Consider the following 19,987-nt stretch of genomic DNA (forward strand, 5'->3'; position numbering starts at 1 on the left):
ATAGATACAACACGTACGCATGGACGCATCCGTCCGTCATCCGGACCGGCCGCGCGGACGGCTCGCGCGAGACCGCCGGAAGTCGCCGACCCCCGGCACACAACCTTCCGCCCCACCCACGTGTCAGACTCGTGCGGCCCCTCTCGGTCGCGCCTCAAGTCGACCATGACAATGGGACATTCAACGCAATCGGGGTATTCAGTTGAACATCGGCATTCAAGGCATCCGGGTCCGCAGATCCGTCGGCGTCGCCGTGACCACCGGCGCCGTGCTGGCCTCCGGCGCCCTCTACGCGGCGCCCGCGCAGGCCGCCGCCGCGCCCACGATCACCGCCAAGGGCGGCTTCGTGATGAACAACGCGAACGGCAAGTCCCTCTACACGAAGGCCGCGGACACCCGGCGTTCGACCGGTTCCACGACGAAGATCATGACCGCGAAGGTCGTGCTCGCGCAGAAGAACCTGAACCTGGACGCCAAGGTCACGATCCAGATGGCCTACAGCGACTACATCGTGGCGAACAACGCGTCGTCCGCACGGCTGATCGTCGGTGACAAGGTCACCGTGCGCCAGCTGCTGTACGGCCTGATGCTGCCGTCCGGCTGCGACGCGGCGTACGCGCTGGCCGACAAGTTCGGCACCGGCTCGACGCGGGCCGCGCGCGTGAAGTCCTTCATCGGCAAGATGAACGCCGACGCGAAGAACCTGGGCCTGAAGAACACCAACTTCGACTCGTTCGACGGCATCGGCAAGGGCAAGAACTACTCCACGCCGCGCGACCTGACGAAGATCGCCAGCAGCGCGATGAAGAGCGCCAACTTCCGCGCGATCGTCAAGACGAAGAAGTACACGGCCAAGACCGTCACGAAGACGGGCGGCACCCGCACGATGGCGCCGTGGACCAACACCAACGGGCTGCTCAGCGGTTACAGCGGCACGACCGGCGTGAAGACCGGCTCGGGCCCGGAGGCCAAGTACTGCCTGGTCTTCGCCGCGACGCGCAACGGCAGGACCGTCATCGGCACGGTCCTGGCCTCGACGGGGTCCACCCAGCGCGAAACGGACGCCAAGAAGATCATGAACTACGGCTTCGGCAAGATCTGATTCCCCCGAAGGTACGCGGGCCGTCACGGGGCTCACCGATCCCGGTGGGCCCCTTTCCCGTGCCTTGACGCCCCCGTCCGCCATACACACTCCCACCGGCCGTTACAGCGGTTTCGACCATCTTCGCCCGCAGTCGTGAACATCCTCGAACCGGCTGGCATATGCCCTCCGCCCCGCTCTACGTTCCGCGACGGAGGTGGTTCACGTGAACGAACCGAGCAAACGGCAGAACTCTGCCGAGCAGCACGAGGCGATCGACGTCAGCGACTTTGTGTACGCGGCTACCGGAGCCCGGGTACGAAGGCTGACCATGCCGGACGGGACGCACTGGTTTCCGGCGGTGGATGTCTGCAAGGAACTCGGACACACCAACTCCCGGCAGGCGCTCGCAGATCATGTTCCCGACGAGCACCGAGAGGTTCTCGAGACCGTAACTGGAGCTTACGGTCTCAGCATTCCCGCAGGTAGGCGGTGGCGTCGAGACCTGAACGTCATTTCTCTCCGAGGTCTCATCCTCCTCGTCAACGCCTGCACCAAGCCGGCCTGCGCCCCCTTCAAGCAGTGGGTGGCCGAGGTGATCGAGACCGTGCAGCGGGAAGGTCACTACACCTTGACGGAGGCCGAGGTGCAGCCTGGCGAACCTGGTGCCCCCATCGCCTACGCCATGCCGGAACAGGTCGCCGAGGCCATCGTCCGGCTGGAAGCGCACAACCTCCAACTGGATGAGGAACTGGTCGGCGGGCAGCGCGAATCGATCGCGTTGCAAAGGGAGATGCTGGCCACGCAACAGGCCACCCTCGCCGTGCAACAGGCCATGGTCCGGGCGATGGAACGTATCGCGGACCGGTTCGACACCCTCGTCCTCGAACGTCGGACGCCCCCTGGCCACCTCACCGCGCCGCCCACCACCGAGTCGGTGCTGGCCGACTGGCGGCAGCGGCTGTCCGTGACCGAGGACGTGTGGGCGGTGGCCGTGGTGATCGCCCCGGTGCTCGTCGAAAAGGGCGAACTGCGCGAGCCGCTGGAATCGATCGCCGCCCGTACGGGGATCTCCGCGCGCCGCGTCAACGAATGCCTCCGGCTGCTGCGCAAGCACGCCTGCATTCGCTCGCGGGGCGGGGCCGAGAACGGCGCTCCGGTGTACGTGCTCCATCAGGTCTGAGCCCGGGCACAGCAAGAGGGGCGTCGCAACTCCAACTTGCGGCGCCCCTCCTGTGAGGAACCTACTCGGTTCCCGGCCCTCACGCCCAGGACATCAACCGTTTCGGCTGCTCCAGGATCGCCGCCACGTCGGCCAGGACCCTGGAGCCCAGTTCGCCGTCGACCAGGCGGTGGTCGAAGCTCAGGGCGAGGGTCGTGACCTGACGGGGCTTCACCTTGCCCTTGTGGACCCACGGCTGGAGCCTGATCGCACCGACCGCGAGGATCGCGGACTCGCCGGGGTTCAGGATCGGTGTGCCCGTGTCGACGCCGAAGACGCCGACGTTGGTGATGGTGACCGTGCCGGCCTGCATCGCGGACGGAGAGGTCTTGCCGTCCCTCGCCGTGGACACCAGCTCGCCCAGGGACTCGGCCAGTTGCGGCAGCGTCTTGGCGTGGGCGTCCTTGATGTTCGGGACGATCAGGCCGCGCGGGGTGGCCGCCGCGATGCCCAGGTTGACGTAGTGCTTGACCACGATCTCCTGGGCCGCCTCGTCCCAGGACGCGTTGACGTCCGGGTTGCGCCTGATCGCGACCAGCAGGGCCTTGGCGATCAGCAGGAGCGGGTTCACCCGCAGGCCCGCGAACTCCTTGTCCTGCTTCAGCTCCTCGACCAGCTTCATCGTCCGTGTCACGTCCACCGTCACGAACTCCGTGACGTGCGGCGCCGTGAACGCCGAGCCGACCATCGCCGCCGCCGTCGCCCTGCGCACGCCCTTGACCGGGATACGGGTCTCGCGAGCGGTGTCGTACGACACCGGCTCCGGGGCCGGCCCCGGAGCCGGCACGGAGGCGGGAGCGGCGGCGGGGACCGCCGGGGCAGGCGCCCCGGGCTCCGGCGCCGTGGGGCCGGCCTCGGCGGCGGCCACCGCCGCGTGGACGTCCTCGCGGGTGATGACGCCGTCCGGGCCGGTCGGGGCGACCGCCGCCAGGTCGACGCCCAGGTCCTTCGCCAGCTTGCGCACCGGCGGCTTCGCCAGCGGGCGCCGCCCTCCGGCGACCGGCGCGGGAGCGGGCTCGGGCTCGGGGGCCGGTACGGGTGCCGCCGCGTGGCCGTTCAGTTCCGCCTGCACGGCGGTGGCTGCCGCCTGCTGGGCGGGGAGGTCCGGGGCGGCCCTGCGGGGGCGGCGGCGCGTGGAGGACGTCGCCACGCCGTAGCCGACCAGTACGGGCTGACGGCCCGAGCCGACCGCCGTGGTCGGCTCGGTTTCCGCCGGCTGCTCGGCGGGGGCGGCGGCCGGGGCTTCGGCGACCGGCTCCGCGGGGGTCTCCGCCGCCGGGGCCGCGTCCCCCGAGACGTCCACCGCGATGATGGACGTGCCCACGTCCACCGTGGTGCCCTCGGGGAAGTGCAGCGCGCGCACCACCCCGTCGTAGGGGATGGGAAGCTCCACGGCCGCCTTCGCCGTCTCGACCTCGCACACCACCTGGCCGTCGGTGACCGTGTCACCGGGCTGGACGTACCACTTGAGGATCTCGGCCTCGGTCAGCCCCTCACCCACGTCGGGCATCTTGAACTCACGCACGGACGTCTGTGTCGTCGTCGTCATGACTCTCCCCCTCTCAGTACGCCAGCGAGCGGTCGACGGCGTCCAGCACCCGGTCCAGGTCCGGGAGGTAGGACTCCTCCAGGCGTGCCGGCGGGTACGGGGCGTGGTATCCGCCCACCCGCAGGACCGGGGCCTCCAGGTGGTAGAAGCAGCGCTCCGTGATCCGCGCGGCGATCTCCGCGCCCGAACCGAAGAACACCGGTGCCTCGTGGACGACGACCAGACGGCGGGTCTTCTCCACCGACGCCTGGACCGAGTCGAAGTCGAGCGGGGAGACCGAGCGCAGGTCCAGCACCTCCAGGGAGCGGCCCTCCTCGGCGGCCGCGTCCGCGACCTCCTGACAGAGCTTCACCATGGGGCCGTACGCCACCAGCGTCAGGTCGGTGCCCTCGCGGACCACGCGCGCGGTGTGCAGCGGACCGGGGATCGCCTCGGTGCTGACCTCGGCCTTGTCCCAGTAGCGCCGCTTGGGCTCGAAGAAGATCACCGGGTCGTCGCTCTGGATGGCCTGCTGCATCATCCAGTACGCGTCCGACGCGTTCGACGGCGAGACCACCTTCAGACCCGCCACGTGCGCGAACAGTGACTCCGGGGACTCGGAGTGGTGCTCCACCGCGCCGATGCCGCCGCCGTAGGGAATGCGCACGACGACCGGGAGCCTCACCTTGCCCAGCGACCGCGCGTGCATCTTCGCGAGCTGCGTGACGATCTGGTCGTACGCCGGGAAGACGAAACCGTCGAACTGGATCTCGACCACCGGGCGGTAGCCGCGCAGGGCGAGGCCGATCGCGGTGCCGACGATGCCCGACTCGGCGAGCGGGGTGTCGATGACGCGGCTCTCGCCGAAGTCCTTCTGCAGCCCGTCCGTCACCCGGAACACGCCGCCGAGCTTGCCCACGTCCTCACCCATGACGAGGACCTTGGGGTCCGTGTCCAGAGCACGGCGCAGCGACTCGTTGATCGCCTTGGCCAGGGCCATCTTCTCCGTCATGTCACTTACCCCCGTCTGCGTCCGCGAACGACGCCTGGTACGCGGCGAACTCGGCCCGCTCCTCGTCGACGAGGGCGTGTCCGTCCGCGTACGCGTTCTCGAAGATGGCGAAGTGGTCGGGGTCCTTCATGGCACGGACCGCTTCGCGCACTCGTTTGCCCAACGTCTCGCTTTCGGTCTCCAGTTCCGCAAAAAATCCCTCGTCCGTGTGGTGTACGGACTCCAGGTAGCGGCGAAGGCGCAGGATCGGGTCCTTGGCCTCCCAGGAAACCCGCTCGTCGTCGTGGCGGTAGCGGGTGGGGTCGTCGGAGGTGGTGTGGGCGCCCATGCGGTAGGTGAACGCCTCGATCAGTGTCGGCCCCTCACCGGCGCGGGCCCGCTCCAGCGCCCACCGGGTCACGGCGAGGTTCGCCAGCACGTCGTTGCCGTCCACCCGTACGCCCGGGAAGCCGAAGCCCTGCGCACGCTGGTACAGCGGGACGCGGGACTGCTTCTCGGTCGGCTCGGAGATCGCCCACTGGTTGTTCTGGCAGAAGAACACCACCGGGGCGTTGTAGACCGCGGAGAAGGTGAAGGCCTCGGCCACGTCGCCCTGGCTGGAGGCGCCGTCGCCGAAGTAGGCGATCACCGCGCTGTCCGCGCCGTCCTTGGCGACACCCATCGCGTAACCCGTGGCGTGCAGCGCCTGGGAGCCGATGACGATCGTGTACAGGTGGAAGTTGTTGCTGCTCGGGTCCCAGCCGCCGTTGTTGACGCCGCGGAACATGCCGAGCAGGTTGGTCGGGTCCACCCCGCGGCACCAGGCGACGCCGTGCTCGCGGTAGGTCGGGAAGACGTAGTCGTCGTCGCGCAGCGCGCGTCCGGAGCCGATCTGCGCCGCCTCCTGGCCCAGCAGCGAGGCCCACAGGCCCAGCTCGCCCTGGCGCTGGAGCGCGGTGGCTTCGGCGTCGAAACGGCGGGTGAGCACCATGTCGCGGTACAGGCCGCGGAAATCCTCCGGGGTGACGCCGGAGACGTACTGGTCGAACTCGGCGTTCTCGACCCGCTCGCCCTCGGGCGTCAGCAGCTGGACGAGTCCGGGTTCGGCCACGCTCCGCGGCTTCGCGCCGCCGGCCCTCCCGGCCCCCGGGGCCTTCTTGGCGACGGTGGCCTTCTTCACCGCGGGCGCCTTCTTGGCGGGGGCCGCCTTCTTCGCCGGGGCCGCCTTCTTGGCGGTGGTGCCGGTGGTGCCGGTGGTGCTGGTAGTGCGCTTGGTGCCGGTGGCGCCGGCATCGCTTCCGGCGCTGCGTCGCGGTGTGCGCGCGGCGGTGCTCTCCACGGTCACGTGTGCTCCTCCGTCGGTCCGACCCCCGGGGTTGCCGGTAGGTCTGGGGTCCCCCTCCAGCTCGTCGAGGCCTGGGGGAGGCTCACCTCTTCTCGACCACGGGCACGGGGTGGGTGCCGCCCGGCCGGGAACAGGCGTGACAGGTGCCCCGGCGAGCGACCTGCAAATAGCACGTTACCCAGTGCGCCACATTTCTGTGAAACCCTTCCTGACCTGCGATTTTGCTTGGATTTCCAAGTAAATCGGAAAGGTGGGAAAAGCGCGCTGGTCACAGCCTTGCAGGAGGCCGGAGCAACGGCACGTTATCCCGGCGACCCCGGACACGGGAAGGGTCGTGTCCCGCGCCCGGCACTCCGCCCGACCGCCGCCCGGCACCCCCGCCGGCCCCCCGCCCGACGGAAGATCGGGCACACAGTGCGACCGGAAATGACTGAGTGCGACAACACGCAGCTCACGGCCTCGCGTGGTGCCCTAGCATCTGGCGCGTGTCGCGCTTACGTGTACCACCCCCTGTTCCTTGCGCGCCCCCTTTGGGCGCCCTGCTGCGCCGGTACTCCGCCGGTTCCGCGGTGACCTGCGAGCCCGTCGACGAGGGTCTGCTCAACCGCGGCTACCGCCTGCGGACGACCCACGGCCGCTACTTCCTCAAGCACCACTTCGACCCCGAGACCGCCGATCCGGCCGCGATCGTCCGCCAGCACCGGGCCACCCGGCGCCTGGCCGAACTGGGCGTGCCGGTGGCCCCGCCGCTGCCCGCCCGGGACGGGCGCACGGTCGCCGTGGTCGGCGGTCACGCGTACGCCCTGCACCCCTGGATCGACGGCCGGCACCGGCACGGCGGGCAACTCACACCGGGGCAGTGCGCACGGCTCGGGGCACTGCTCGGGGCGGTGCACGCCGGTCTGGAACGCGTCATGCCGGCTCACGCACGAACCCACGGCGCTCCGGCGGAGAGCGCCGACCCGGCCGACACCCTCACCCTCATCGACGACCTGCTCGGCCGCGCCCGCCGGCACCGCCCCGCCGACTCCTTCGACGCCCTCGCCCGCCGCCGGCTCCTGGAACGGCGGACCCTCCTGGAGCGGCACGCCGACCGGCGTCCTCCGCGCGGGGGCGCGGTGGGGTGGGTGCACGGCGACTTCCACCCGTTCAACGTGCTGTACCGGGGGGACGCGCCCGCGGCGATCGTCGACTGGGACCGGCTCGGTGTGCGGCCCCGCGCGGAGGAGGCCGTACGCGCCGCGGCGATCTTCTTCGTCCGGCCCTCGGGCACCCTCGACCTGCCCCGCGTACGGTCCTACGCCCGCGCGTACCGGCGCGGCGCGGGGGCCACCCCCGCCCAGTTCGCCGCGGCGGTGCACCGGGTGTGGTGGGAACGCCTCAACGACTTCTGGATGCTCCGCTGGCACTACGAGCGCGGCGACACCCGCGCGGATCCCCAGTTCCCGGCCACGGCCGCGCTGGTGGTGTGGTGGACCCGGGAGTACGAGGCGGTGCGCGCGGCGTTCACCGGGTGAGGCTGGGCGCCGGACGGCCCGTTCACGACGTCACCCCGCGCGGACGTGCTCCGCGCGGGGTGGGGTGGCGGGCTCTGGGCCCGCCTCGTGGTCCGGGGTCCGTGTCCGTGGTCCGTGACCCGCGGTCAGCCGCCGGTGACGGCGGCGGTGTCGCCGCCGCTCTCCGTACCCGTACCGCCGTCGGCCGCACCGCCGTCGGCCGCACCGCCGTCGGCCGCACCGCCGTCGCCGCCGCCGTCCTCGCCGCCACCCGGCTCCGTCGGCTCCTCGGTGTCGGTCTCGACCGGCGTCGTCGGGACGTCCGTCGGGTCACCCGTCGGCTCCTCCGGATCCGTCTGGCTCTGCGTCGGCGACGGGACCGGGTCGTACGACGGGACGTAGCCACCGCCACCCGAACCGCTGCCGGTACCGGTGTCCGTGTTCGGCGCCTCCGGCTCCTCGGACTCGTCGTCCTCGTCCGGCGACTCGCTGGGCTTCTCCTCCTCGGTGGTCTGCGAGGAGGACGGCGACTTGGTCGGGTTCTCGTCGCCCCCGCCGTCTCCGCCACCGTTCAGCGCCAGCGCGACACCCGCGACCACGGCGATCACCGCGAGCACCGCGAGGATCCACAGCTTGCCGCGGCCGTCGCCCCGGTGGTCGCCGCCCTCGAAGCCGCCGTCGTCCCCGGCGCCGTACCGGTTGGGCAGGATCGGCTTCGGGATGGCCGCGGTACCGGAGGCCTCCGGGTGCGGCATCGCCGCCGTGCCCGCGAAACCCGCCGCCGGGGTGTGCCGGCCGTCGTGCATGGCGACCGGGCCGGTGTTCCAGGTGCCCGTGTGACCGCCCTGGTCGTAGAGCATCTGCAGCCCGTACTGGACCAGTCCGCGCATCTCCTCGGCCGTCTGGAACCGGTCGTCCGGCTCCTTGGCGAGTGAGCGCATGACAAGCCCGTCAAGCTCCGGCGGACAGCCGTCCGAGACCTCCGACGGGGGCGTGGGGATGTCCTGCACGTGCTGGTAGACCACGGACAGCGGCGTCTCCCCCGTGAACGGGGGCCGCAGTGCCAGGAGTTCGTACAGCATGCAGCCGGTCGCGTACAGGTCGGACCGGTGGTCGACGGCCTTGCCGAGCGCCTGCTCCGGCGAGAGGTACTGCGGGGTGCCCATGACCATGCCGGTCTGCGTCATCGTCGTGGACGCGCCGTGCAGCGCGCGGGCGATGCCGAAGTCCATCACCTTCACGGCGCCGTTGTGCGTGATGATGACGTTGGCGGGCTTGATGTCGCGGTGCACGATGCCGTGCTGGTGCGAGTAGGCCAGCGCCTCCAGGACGCCGGAGACGATGATCAGCGCCTGTTCGGGGCCGGGCGCCTCGGCGTTGAGCAGGAGATCGCGGATCGTGCGGCCCTCGACGATCTCCATGACGATGTACGGCACCGACTGGCCGCCCACGACGTCCTCGCCGGAGTCGTACACGGCGACGATCGCGTGGTGGTTGAGACCGGCCACCGACTGCGCCTCGCGCGTGAACCGCGCCTTGGAGATCGGGTCCTCGGCGAGATCGGCGCGCAGCAGTTTGATGGCGACCGTACGCCCGAGGCGCACGTCCTCGGCGGCGAACACCTCGGCCATGCCGCCCCGGCCGAGTCTGTGCGTCAGCCGGTAACGGCCGTCGCCCACAAGTCCGCCGTTACCCCAGTTGTCCGGCGCGTCCGACATGCCGCCGCCAGTCGCCTCGGGGTCGGACGGGCCCTGGGCGCGCTGCTGCTGTGCCATCAGTCCTCGCCGTCGTTTCTGCCCGCGGTGCGCGCGGTGTTGTCACGGTCTCCGTCGGCCACGCTACAGCCTCCGCGCCGACCTCCGGTCCGGGACGGGACGCCAGGACCGGCACGAGACGGACCGATCATGAAACCCGTAATCCGTATCGTCATGCAAATTCTGTGTGCTGGGTGGCGGCCCGGGCTCCCGCCCCCTGTAACGCTTCCGCGACTCTTCTGTCCCGTACGGTCACGGAACGGGCCCCACGCTTGACGTGTCCGTGGCCTCGGGCAGACTTGGCCGGGAATAGCGCATGGGATCTACGAGGAATCGGTCGTCGACGGCAGCGCCGGAGAGGCTACGGGGGACGCGGAACATGAGCCAGGACGGCGCACGGGGCCACAACGCGGGGCGGGCGCTCGCAGGCGGCCGCTACCAACTGCGGGACCTGCTCGGCCAGGGCGGCATGGCCTCGGTCCACCTCGCGTACGACAGCGTGCTCGACCGTCAGGTCGCGATCAAGACCTTGCACACGGAACTCGGCAGGGAACAGGCCTTCCGCGAACGCTTCCGCCGCGAGGCCCAGTCCGTGGCGAAGCTCACGCACACCAACATCGTCTCGGTCTTCGACACCGGCGAGGACGATGTCGAGGGCATGCTGACGCCGTACATCGTCATGGAGTACGTCGAGGGCCGCCCGCTCGGCTCCGTGCTCGACGAGGACGTGCGGCAGCAGGGCGCGATGCCCGCCGACAAGGCGCTGAAGATCACCGCGGACGTGCTGGCCGCCCTGGAGATCAGCCACGAGATGGGCCTGGTCCACCGGGACATCAAGCCGGGCAACGTGATGATGACCAAGCGCGGCGTGGTCAAGGTGATGGACTTCGGCATCGCCCGCGCCATGCAGTCCGGCGTGACGTCGATGACGCAGACCGGCATGGTCGTCGGCACCCCGCAGTACCTCTCGCCCGAGCAGGCGCTCGGACGGGGCGTCGACGCCCGCTCCGACCTGTACTCGGTCGGCATCATGCTCTTCCAGCTGGTCACCGGACGCCTTCCGTTCGACGCCGACTCGCCGCTGGCCATCGCGTACGCGCACGTACAGGAGGAGCCGCCGCTCGCCTCCTCGGTCAACCGCGCGCTGCCCCCGGCCGTGGACGCGCTGATCACCCGCGCGCTGAAGAAGAACCCGAACGAGCGCTTCCCCAGCGCCGAGGCCATGCGCGGCGAGTGCCTGCGGGTGAGCCAGTCCTTCCAGGCGGCCCCGCCGAGCATCGTCCCCGGCGCGCACGGGCAGAGCGGCGCGGGTGTCGGCTCCGCGGTGTTCCCGCCCGTCGACCAGTCGGCGCAGGCGGCCCCGGGCAGCGTCCAGACCCCGTACACGCCGGTCCCGCCCCAGCACCACACCCCGAACCCGTACGGCGCCCCGGCCCCCTCGGCGTACGGCTACCCGCAGCAGGGCGGCTACGCGACACCCCATTCCCCGTACGGCGCGCAGCAGGGCGGTCCGTCGACGCCGCCGCCGTACAACCTGACACCCCAGGTTTCGGGCTCGGGCGGACCGGGCGGCGGCAGGAACAACAGGCCGGTGATCATCGGCTCGATCGCCGTGTCCGTCCTCGCCGTCGGCGGCCTGCTCGCGGTCCTGCTGGCCAACGGCGGCGGTGACGAGGACAACAAGGGCGGCGACCCGGGCGTCAGCGCGTCGGTGTCGGCGTCGGCGTCGAAGGTGTCCGGCCACCGCGGGCCCGACACGACCAAGACGATCGACCCGGAGGAGTGCACGGACCCGCAGGAGTCCTACAACGACGAGGACAAGATCCAGGTCCCGAAGCTGAAGTTCAAGTACATCAAGTCGGTCAAGGAGTGCTTCCAGGCCGCCGGCTGGGACCTCGAGGTGCGCACCGTCGACGAGAACACGTACGGCGAAGGCTCGGTCATGAACCAGTTCCCCGCCGCCGGTACGGACGTCGACCCCGAGGACATGCCCAAGATCCAGCTCGACGTCTCCACGGGCAACCCGCCGAGCGCCTGAGTCCACAAGGACACCACAAGGACACACGAGGGGGGCCCGGCTTCGATACCGGGCCCCCCTCGCTCGTTCCTGTCGCAGCGGGACAGGGACGAGCGGACGATTACACGACTACAACGACTACAACGCCTACAGGTAGGGGCCACCCGAGCGGCCGCCCATCGGGGGCTCCTCGTGGCCGCCGTCACCGACGCCCGGCGGAAGGGCCCGGCGCATCTGCTCCAGCTGGGCGCGCGCGGCCATCTGCTGGGCGAAGAGCGTGGTCTGGATGCCGTGGAAGAGGCCCTCCAGCCAGCCCACCAACTGGGCCTGCGCGATCCTCAGTTCGGCGTCGCTCGGGGTCGCCTCGTCCGTGAAGGGCAGCGAGAGCCGCTCCAGCTCCTCGACCAGCTGGGGCGCGAGCCCGTCCTCCAGCTCCTTCACCGAGCTGGCGTGGATCTCCTTGAGCCGGACCCGGCTGGCCTCGTCCAGAGGAGCCGCGCGCACCTCCTCCAGCAGCTGCTTGATCATGCTGCCGATCCGCATGACCTTCGCGGGCTGCTCCACCTGATCCGTGACCGGGACCTCGCGGGAGTCCTCGTCCCCGGCACCCCCGCCGAGCGCCATGCCGTCCTGGCCGACGACCAGAACCTGCGGATCGTCCGGCGACCGTTCATTCCTCGGCATCTCCATACGGCCATTCTCTCGCACGCCCGTCGCACACCTTCGAGGCCCCCTGACCGCCCCTGGGCCGTTCCCCGGCCGTCCCTCGGCCGCCCCCTGAGTGGGGTAATCCGAAATGCCGGGTACACACGGGAATGCGAGCCTGTGGGGGTCCATCCGGCCCATCTTGCCGACGGTGCGAACGGGCACCGGCCGGCGCGGGAGGTCACCGTCGTGACTTCATGGCTACGTGTAACGGGGGCGACAGGGGCGGGGCTCGCCCTGCGAGCGGGTGTCGTGCTCGGGGTGACGGCAGGGACGGCGACCGGGGCGGGGGCGACGATGCCGTACGGCCCTGTCGCGGCGCCCTTCGGTGCGTCGGTGGCGTACGGCGCCGACGGGGCGGTGGGCGGGCGCCAGGAGGTGCTGGGCGGGCCGCCCGACGCGCCCTCCCGCGCGACCACGCGATCCTCCTCCGCCCCCTCTTCCGCTCCCCCGCCCTTCCGCTCGGCTCCCACTTCGGCCGCGAAGCCGTCGATCTCGCCCTCCGCGGAGCCCTCCAGGGCCGGCAGCCGCCCCGGGGAAGGGCGGAAGCGGCCGGGGCGGGAGGTGTCCGTGCCGGAGGAGCAGAGCGAGAGGCCCGAGAGTCCCCGAGGGGCCGGGAAGGCCGACCCGTGGGGTGGACGGGACTACGAACCGGGTGGCGGCGGACGCGACACCGGCGGCGACGGTGTGAGCGGCGTCCCCGAGAAGCCGGGCGGGGCCCGTGCCGACGCGGCGGACACCGGGCCCGCCCCGGACGCGGCCCGGCCCCGGGAGACCGCCCCCTCGGTGCCCTCCGAGGTGTCACGGCAGCCCACGGCGAACGCCGCCACCGGCACCGGGCACTCCGCCGGGCCCATGCTGCGCATCCTGCCGCTGGGCAGCGGACTCGTCCTGATGGGGCTCGGGCTGGGGCTGGCGTTCGTGGGCCTCAGGCTGCGGCGGAGCTGAAGCCCGGGGGCCGGGCCCCACGGACATCCGGCATCCGGCATCCGGCAGTCCTACGGCGCGATCAGCAGCACCTTGCCGATGTGGCTGCTGGCCTCCACGACCCGGTGGGCACCGGCCGCGTCCGGCATCGGGATCTCACGGTCGACGACGGGACGGACATGGCCGCCGTCGACCAGCGGCCAGACGTGTTCCCGTACGGCCGCGACGATCGCCGCCTTCTCCGCAGGCGGCCGGGCGCGCAGCGAGGTCGCGCTGACGGCGGCGCGCTTGCTCAGGAGGGCGCCGATGTTCAGCTCGCCCTTGGCACCGCCCTGCAGGCCGATGATCGCGAGCCGGCCGTTGACGGCGAGGGCCTTGACGTTGCGGTCCAGGTACTTGGCGCCCATGTTGTCGAGGATGACGTCCGCGCCGACGCCGTCGGTGGCCTGCTTCAGCTCGGCCACGAAGTCCTGCTCGCGGTAGTTGATCAGGATGTCGGCACCCAGCTCGGCGCAGCGCTCCAGTTTCTCCTTCGTACCGGCCGTGACGGCGACCTTGGCGCCGACGGCCTTGGCGAGCTGGATCGCCATGGTGCCGATGCCGCTGGAGCCGCCGTGCACGAGCAGCGTCTCGCCGGGACGGAGATGGGACACCATGAAGACGTTCGACCAGACCGTGCAGACGACCTCCGGGAGTGCCGCCGCCTGCTTGGGGCCGAGCCCCTTGGGAACGGGAAGCAGCTGGCCGGCCGGGACGGCGACCCGCTCCGCGTAGCCGCCGCCCGCGAGCAGCGCGCACACCTCGGCACCGACCGCCCACCCGGTCACACCGGGACCGAGTGCGGCGATCCGCCCGGAGCACTCCAGGCCGGGGTAGGGGGAGGCACCGGGCGGGGGGTCGTAGAAGCCCTGCCGCTGCATGATGTCGGCACGGTTGACGGCGCCGGCCACCACCTCGACCAGCACCTCGCCCTCGCCGGGAACGGGATCGGGGACCTCCTCCCACACCAGCGCCTCGGGCCCACCGGGTTCGGGAATCGTGATCGCATACATGAGAACGACGCTACCCCTGACCGGGCCGTGGACGGCTCAGGTGCGAGGGCAGGTCCGGGCCCGGACCGGGCCCGGCCTGGGCCCGGCCTGGGTCCATGGGCGGGGGCGGGGTCCGTCGTTGGGCCGGTTCTCGGGAAATCCGTGTGCGGGAGCGATGAATTTGCGCGACGGTGAAGGTCTCCCCCTGCGTAGCCCCAGCACCCGGAAGCACGTGGAAGGACCCGAAGCATGAGCACGCAGACGTCCGGCCTGGCGATCGAGACCGCCGGCCTGGTCAAGACCTTCGGTGAGACCCGGGCCGTCGACGGGGTCGACCTCTCCGTACCGGCCGGCACGGTGTACGGCGTCCTCGGACCGAACGGCGCCGGCAAGACCACCACCGTGAAGATGCTCGCCACCCTGCTGAGGCCGGACGGCGGCGACGCCCGTGTCTTCGGCCATGACGTCGTGCGCGAGGCCGACACGGTGCGCGGCCTGGTGAGCCTCACCGGGCAGTACGCGTCCGTGGACGAGGACCTCACCGGCGCCGAGAACCTGATCCTGCTGGCCCGGCTGCTCGGCCACCGCAAACCGGCCGCCCGCACCCGTGCCGCCCAGCTTCTGGAGGCGTTCGGCCTGACGGACGCGGCGGCGAAGCAGGTCAAGCACTACTCGGGCGGCATGCGGCGCCGTATCGACATCGCCGCGTCCATCCTCAACACACCCGACCTGCTGTTCCTCGACGAGCCGACGACCGGCCTGGACCCGCGCAGCCGCAACCAGGTGTGGGACATCGTGCGCGCGGTGGTCGCCCAGGGCACGACCGTGCTGCTGACCACGCAGTACCTGGACGAGGCCGACCAGCTGGCGTCCCGGATCGCCGTCATCGACCGCGGGAAGGTGATCGCCGAGGGCACCAAGGGCGAGCTGAAGGCCTCCGTCGGCGCCGGCACCGTCCATCTGCGGCTGCGCGACCCGGACCAACGGCCGCTCGCCGCGGATCTGCTGCGCCGCCTGCTCGACGCGACGGTGCAGCCCGAGCCCGACCCGGTGACGCTCACCGCCCGTCTGGGCGCGGCCGCGAGCCAGGACACCGCCGCCGAACAGGCCGCCCGCGCCCTGGGCGAACTGGCCGCGGCCGGCGTCACCGTCGACAACTTCTCGCTCGGCCAGCCGAGCCTGGACGAGGTGTTCCTCGCCCTCACCGGCCACGACACCCAGACCGGCTCCGACGATTCCGAAGACTCCCACAACCCGAAGGACGAGGTGGCGGCATGAGCACCGTGACGACGACCACCAAGAGCGCGGAACTCGCCCCGGTCCGCACCGACTCCCTCGCCGAGCTGCTGGTCGCCAAGGAGCGTCCGCCGCGGCCCAGCGCGTGGTCGGCCTCCCTGACCTTCGGCTGGCGCGCGATCCTCAAGATCAAGCATGTGCCGGAGCAGCTCTTCGACGTCACCGCGTTCCCGATCATGATGGTGCTGATGTACACGTACCTCTTCGGCGGGGCGCTGGCCGGTTCGCCCAAGGAGTACATCCAGTTCCTGCTGCCGGGCATCCTGGTGATGTCGGTCGTGATGATCACGATGTACACCGGCGTCTCGGTCAACACGGACATCGAGAAGGGCGTCTTCGACCGGTTCCGCACCCTGCCGATCTGGCGACCCTCGACGATGGTCGGCTATCTGCTCGGCGACGCCCTGCGCTACACCATCGCGTCCGTCGTGATGCTGACCGTGGGCATGATCCTCGGCTACCGGCCGGACGGCGGGGTCGCCGGTGTACTCGCCGGGATCGTGCTGCTGGTGGTCTTCGCGTTCGCGTTCTCGTGGATCTGGACGATGTTCGGGCTGATGCTGCGCACCGAGAAGTCGGTGATGGGCGTCAGCATGATGGTGATCTTCCCGCTCACCTTCCTGTCCAACGTCTTCGTCGACCCGGGCACCATGCCGGGCTGGCTCCAGGCCTTCGTCAACAACAGTCCCGTCACGCACCTCGCGTCCGCGGTGCGCGGACTGATGGCGGGAGACTGGCCGGCCGACGAGGTCGCCTGGTCGCTGGGCTGGTCCGCCCTGTTCGTCCTGGTCTTCGGACCGGTCACGATGCGGCTCTACAACCGCAAGTGACGCGGGCCGACGAGGCGGGCGGAAACGCGGAGTCCCCGGGCACCCGGCCCGGGGACTCCGCGTTGTTTCTCGCGGCCTCTCGTGATCTCTCGTGTTTCTCGTGACGTCCCGGCGGTGTCAGTCGTGGAGCGGTCGGATGTCGGGGGTGACCGGGGTGCCCGGGGTCGCCCGCACGATGGTGATCAGCCGGTCCGTGAGCTCGAGCGTCCCGACGTGCTCGTCGTCGTAGCCGAGCACCCGGTGCCCGCGCAGAACGCTCACCACCAGATCGTCGACCTCCCGCGGCGACTTGCCCACCTCAGCCTTTATGACCGGCCGTTCTATCATGTCGAGACCGGTGCCCTGCTGGATGAGGTCCTCCATCACCATGCCGGCCGCGGGGCTCAGCACGGACAGACCGAGCAGCCGGCCGGCCGCGCTGGCACTGGTGATGACCGCGTCGGCACCCGACTGCTTCAGCAGCGGGGCGTTCTCCTCCTCGCGTACCGCGACCACGATCTTCGCGCCGCGGTTGAGCTGGCGGGCCGTCAGCGTCACCAGCACGGCCGTGTCGTCGCGCTGCGTGGCGATGATGATCTGCTTCGCCCGGTAGGCCTCGGCCCGCTTCAGCACCTCGCTGCGCGTCGCGTCCCCTATGACACCCGCGTATCCGTCGGCCGCCGCGGCCTCGATCGCCTTGCTGCTGGGATCGACCACCACGACCTGCTCCTTGCGGAGCCCCGTCGCGCAGACGGTCTTGATCGCGGACCTGCCCTTCGTGCCGAATCCGACGACGACGGTGTGATCACGCAACGTGGACCTCCAGCGGTTCAGTCGCCACTCCTCCCGCGTGCGCTCGGTGAGGGCCTCGAGGGTGGTGCCGACCAGGATGATCAGGAACATCACACGCAACGGCGTGATGACGAAGATGTTGGTCAGCCGGGCGGCGTCACTGACCGGGGTGATGTCGCCGTACCCCGTGGTGGAGAGGGTGACGGTCGCGTAGTAGAAGGCATCGAGGAAGTCGAGGGCGCCGTCGGAGTTGTCGGTGTAGCCGTCGCGGTCGATGTACACGATCAACGCCGTCACCACGAGGAGGAGCAACGCCATGGACAGCCGCTTGGTGACCTGGCGGACCGGGTGTTCGACCACCTTCCTCGGCAGCTTCACCCGATGGGTCACCAAGTGCTCGTCCGCCTGGCGGGCGATGGCGTCCTGGCCCGGAAGTTTCACGTGAAACACACCCCGATTCCTCCGGACGCCCAGGGCAGGTCCAGCAGTTCCGCCTCCTGGCCGGGCCGCGTACCACCCGGGGGGACGACGGCGAGGGCGTCGGCCGCCGCGACGCCGCGCAGCATGGCCGGACCGTTGTAGTGCAGGGGCAGGGCCACGTCACCGCGCAGGACGACCGGGATGAGCCGGGTGTCGTGCGGATGCCCGTGGACGGCGTCCCGCAGCGGCATCACGTACGGCTCGGGGGCCGGGCGGGCCGCGAGGGTCCGCAGCAGGGGCTCGGCGAGCGTGAGCAGCCCGGAGACCGCGGCGAGGGGGTTGCCCGGCAGACCGACGAGGTACTGGTTCTCCTTGGTGCGGGCCAGAAGCATGGGGTGGCCGGGGCGCACCTCGACTCCGTCCACGAGGAGTTCGGCGTCGATGCGGCGCAGCGTCGGGTGAACGTGGTCGACCGGGCCCGCGGCGGTGCCTCCGGTGGTGACGACGACGTCGGCGTCGGACTTCGTGATCGCCTTGTGCAGCGTCCGCGCGTCGTCGCGGACTCGGCGGACCGCGGTGACCTCGGCGCCGAGTGCGCGCAGCCAGGGCGGCAGCATCGGACCGAGCGCGTCCCGGATCAGCCCGTCGTGGGGGAGGCCTTCGGTGAGCAGTTCGTCGCCGAGGACGAGGATTTCGACGCGGGGGCGGGGGAGAGCGCTGAGCGTGTCGTATCCGGCGGCCGCGGCGAGGCCCAGCACGGCCGGGGTCACCAAGGTGCCGACGGACAGCAGCTGGTCGCCTCTGCGGCACTCCTGGCCACGGGGGCGGATGTCCTGCCCCTGCGCGACCGCGGAGGCGGGCCCGGCGTGGGGTGCGCCCACTGACCGGGATGTGGTGGCGGCCCCGGGCTGGGTGGCCCGTCGGGGCGGAGAGGCGTGCAGCCGGCCGTTGTCGTCCGTGCGGCCGTGTTCGCTGCGCAGGACGGCGGTGGTGTCCGGGGGGACACGGGCCCCGGTGGCGATACGGACGGCTTCGCCGTCGGTGAGCGGCGGGTGCTCGGCGTGCCCGGCGAGGACGCCTTCCTCCCGTACGGCCCAGGGCCCGGGGCCGGAGACCGCCCAGCCGTCCATGGCCGAGGTGTCGAAGGACGGCAGGTCGGTGAGGGCCGTGAGGGGGGCGGCGAGGGTGAGACCGAGGGCGGCGTCGAGCGGCACCGGGGCCGGGGCGCGACGGGCGGACCGGCTGCCGGTGCCCCGGCGGACCGCACGCTCGGCGACGGCACGGGCCTCGGTCCAGGGGAGGGCGTGGCGCGGGTGCCGGCGGGTGGCGGGGCCCGGACCGTCCGCGGCGGGCCGGGGCCCGCCCCTGCGGGGGGAGCGGGCGTGCGCGGGGTCACCGGAGGTACGGCCGGAGGCGTCGTTCACGAGGGCGAGAGCCTCCTCGACGTCGAGGTCGTCGGGATCCTCGACGTCGTCGGTGGTCCCGGTGTCCTTGTCGGCCCGGGCGTCGGGCGCGTTCATCCGGCGTCCGGGCGCGCACCGGGGGCTGCGTCGGCGATGGGGGCGTCGGGCTGCTTGTCGTCGCGCTGCTTGTCGTCGTGCTGCGCGGACGCGGCGTCGGTGGTGTCCTCGTCTGCCCAGCGGGCGGCGAGGGCGACGGCCTTGCGCGCGGCCTCGGCGACGGCCTCCCGGTCACCGCCGGCGCGGGCCGCCGCGTAGCCGACGAGGAAGGTGGTCAGCGGCGCCGCCGGCCTGGCCACACCGTGGGCGGCGTCACGGGCGAGGTCGAGGAGGACGTTGGTGTCGACGTCCAGATCGACGCCCAGCTCGTCCTTGACTGCGGAAATCCATTCATCCAACACGTGTCCATGCTCCCTGATGCGTGCTCTGGCGGTGGCGATGTCGTCCCAGGTGTCGCAGTCGAACGACGCCTTTGGGCCGTGGATTCGGGTGAGGTCGAGCGAGCCGGTCAGCCGGCGCAGAGGCAGCCCGGCCAACGCGCCGTGCCGCTCGGTGAGCGCGGCCAGTCCGCGGCGCAGGGCCGCCGTCCGGTACGCGGCCACGAGCGGCTGGTCCCGGCCGTCGGCGTCGGTCAGCAGAACCCCGTCGGCCGTGCTCGTGCGCAGGGTGGTCAGCAGCTCCTCGACCGTGGCTCCGTCGAGGAACGGCAGGTCCGCGGAGAGCAGTACGGCGTACTCCGCGGTGCTCAGCCGGAGCCCCGCGTCGAGCGCGGCGAGCGGCCCGCCGCCCGGCGGATCCTCACGGGCCCAGGACACGGGCCGGGAGGTGGGCCGGGGGTCGGCCACGACCACGGTGGTGCGGGCACCGGAACAGGCGGCCAGCACCCGGTCGAGCAGCGCCCGGCCGCCCACCCGCACCCCGGGCTTGTCCGCGCCCCCGAGCCGCCGGGCACCGCCTCCGGCCAGCACGAGGGCGTCGTGGACGAGGGGTGTGTCGGGCATGGGGCGTGTGGAGGACGGGGAGTGCGCGGCGGATTCGTCGTACGCGGCGGGTGCCGCCCGGCCCGGCGCGGGGTCGCGGTCACGGGTGCGGTCGCCAGCGGCTCCGGGAGCA

At 71.5% G+C, this 19,987-nt stretch carries 16 protein-coding genes; 7 read left to right on the forward strand and 9 right to left on the reverse strand.

The window, feature by feature from the left end; all coding sequences use genetic code 11:
- Positions 1–202: 202 nt before the first annotated feature.
- Positions 203–1,102, forward strand: a complete 900-nt coding sequence (locus ACWZEH_RS16825) for a D-alanyl-D-alanine carboxypeptidase family protein (RefSeq protein WP_456199354.1) — start codon at positions 203–205, stop codon at positions 1,100–1,102.
- Positions 1,103–1,307: 205 nt separating this feature from the next.
- On the forward strand, positions 1,308–2,264 hold the full coding sequence (locus ACWZEH_RS16830; RefSeq protein ID WP_456199355.1) for a BRO-N domain-containing protein: 957 nt from the start codon (positions 1,308–1,310) through the stop codon (positions 2,262–2,264).
- A 79-nt stretch (positions 2,265–2,343) separates the two neighbouring features.
- Here the strand turns inward: ACWZEH_RS16830 and ACWZEH_RS16835 are convergent, their stop codons facing one another.
- The 3 genes from ACWZEH_RS16835 to pdhA are packed head-to-tail and all read right to left on the reverse strand — an operon-like array spanning position 2,344 to position 6,167.
- The gene (locus ACWZEH_RS16835) at positions 2,344–3,852 is read right to left on the reverse strand and encodes a dihydrolipoamide acetyltransferase family protein (RefSeq protein ID WP_456199357.1); all 1,509 of its coding nucleotides are present in this window, start codon (positions 3,850–3,852) and stop codon (positions 2,344–2,346) included.
- A gap of 13 nt (positions 3,853–3,865) precedes the next feature.
- Positions 3,866–4,843 carry an alpha-ketoacid dehydrogenase subunit beta gene (locus tag ACWZEH_RS16840; RefSeq protein ID WP_456199358.1) on the reverse strand — a complete coding sequence of 326 codons (978 nt, stop codon included), beginning with the start codon at positions 4,841–4,843 and terminating at the stop codon, positions 3,866–3,868.
- Between the two features lies 1 nt (position 4,844).
- Positions 4,845–6,167, reverse strand: coding sequence for a pyruvate dehydrogenase (acetyl-transferring) E1 component subunit alpha (gene pdhA / locus ACWZEH_RS16845; RefSeq protein WP_456199360.1), 1,323 nt, complete (start codon positions 6,165–6,167; stop codon positions 4,845–4,847).
- Positions 6,168–6,652: 485 nt separating this feature from the next.
- Between pdhA and ACWZEH_RS16850 the strand changes: the two genes are divergently transcribed.
- Positions 6,653–7,684 carry a phosphotransferase gene (locus ACWZEH_RS16850; protein WP_456199361.1) on the forward strand — a complete coding sequence of 344 codons (1,032 nt, stop codon included), beginning with the start codon at positions 6,653–6,655 and terminating at the stop codon, positions 7,682–7,684.
- A gap of 125 nt (positions 7,685–7,809) precedes the next feature.
- On the opposite strand, the gene ACWZEH_RS16855 is transcribed toward ACWZEH_RS16850, so the two are convergent.
- Positions 7,810–9,438, reverse strand: coding sequence for a protein kinase domain-containing protein (locus tag ACWZEH_RS16855; protein WP_456199363.1), 1,629 nt, complete (start codon positions 9,436–9,438; stop codon positions 7,810–7,812).
- Between the two features lie 358 nt (positions 9,439–9,796).
- Here ACWZEH_RS16855 and ACWZEH_RS16860 point away from each other — a divergent pair, with 358 nt between their 5' ends.
- Positions 9,797–11,455: a protein kinase domain-containing protein gene (locus tag ACWZEH_RS16860; RefSeq protein WP_456199365.1), complete on the forward strand. Its 1,659-nt coding sequence runs from the start codon at positions 9,797–9,799 to the stop codon at positions 11,453–11,455.
- 126 nt (positions 11,456–11,581) lie between these two features.
- On the opposite strand, the gene ACWZEH_RS16865 is transcribed toward ACWZEH_RS16860, so the two are convergent.
- Complete coding sequence (locus ACWZEH_RS16865; protein ID WP_456199367.1) at positions 11,582–12,124, reverse strand: bacterial proteasome activator family protein; 543 nt, start codon at positions 12,122–12,124, stop codon at positions 11,582–11,584.
- Between the two features lie 276 nt (positions 12,125–12,400).
- Between ACWZEH_RS16865 and ACWZEH_RS16870 the strand changes: the two genes are divergently transcribed.
- Positions 12,401–13,087, forward strand: a complete 687-nt coding sequence (locus ACWZEH_RS16870; protein WP_456199368.1) for a hypothetical protein — start codon at positions 12,401–12,403, stop codon at positions 13,085–13,087.
- A 50-nt stretch (positions 13,088–13,137) separates the two neighbouring features.
- On the opposite strand, the gene ACWZEH_RS16875 is transcribed toward ACWZEH_RS16870, so the two are convergent.
- Positions 13,138–14,118: an NAD(P)H-quinone oxidoreductase gene (locus ACWZEH_RS16875; RefSeq protein ID WP_456199370.1), complete on the reverse strand. Its 981-nt coding sequence runs from the start codon at positions 14,116–14,118 to the stop codon at positions 13,138–13,140.
- Between the two features lie 228 nt (positions 14,119–14,346).
- Here ACWZEH_RS16875 and ACWZEH_RS16880 point away from each other — a divergent pair, with 228 nt between their 5' ends.
- Positions 14,347–15,375: an ATP-binding cassette domain-containing protein gene (locus tag ACWZEH_RS16880; RefSeq protein WP_456199371.1), complete on the forward strand. Its 1,029-nt coding sequence runs from the start codon at positions 14,347–14,349 to the stop codon at positions 15,373–15,375.
- Positions 15,372–16,223, forward strand: a complete 852-nt coding sequence (locus ACWZEH_RS16885) for an ABC transporter permease (protein WP_456199373.1) — start codon at positions 15,372–15,374, stop codon at positions 16,221–16,223. Before ACWZEH_RS16880 ends, ACWZEH_RS16885 begins: the two co-directional genes overlap by 4 nt.
- A gap of 117 nt (positions 16,224–16,340) precedes the next feature.
- Here the strand turns inward: ACWZEH_RS16885 and ACWZEH_RS16890 are convergent, their stop codons facing one another.
- Genes ACWZEH_RS16890 through ACWZEH_RS16900 form a run of 3 tightly spaced genes read right to left on the reverse strand, consistent with a single transcriptional unit; the run spans position 16,341 to position 19,875 of the window.
- Positions 16,341–17,435, reverse strand: a complete 1,095-nt coding sequence (locus ACWZEH_RS16890) for a potassium channel family protein (protein WP_456199636.1) — start codon at positions 17,433–17,435, stop codon at positions 16,341–16,343.
- Positions 17,432–18,934, reverse strand: coding sequence for a molybdopterin molybdotransferase MoeA (locus tag ACWZEH_RS16895; protein ID WP_456199375.1), 1,503 nt, complete (start codon positions 18,932–18,934; stop codon positions 17,432–17,434). Before ACWZEH_RS16895 ends, ACWZEH_RS16890 begins: the two co-directional genes overlap by 4 nt.
- Positions 18,931–19,875, reverse strand: coding sequence for an NTP transferase domain-containing protein (locus tag ACWZEH_RS16900; protein ID WP_456199638.1), 945 nt, complete (start codon positions 19,873–19,875; stop codon positions 18,931–18,933). The genes ACWZEH_RS16895 and ACWZEH_RS16900 overlap by 4 nt, the downstream gene beginning before the upstream one ends.
- Between the last annotated feature and the right edge of the window lie 112 nt (positions 19,876–19,987).

It is taken from the genome of Streptomyces yamdrokensis, assembly GCF_053890455.1.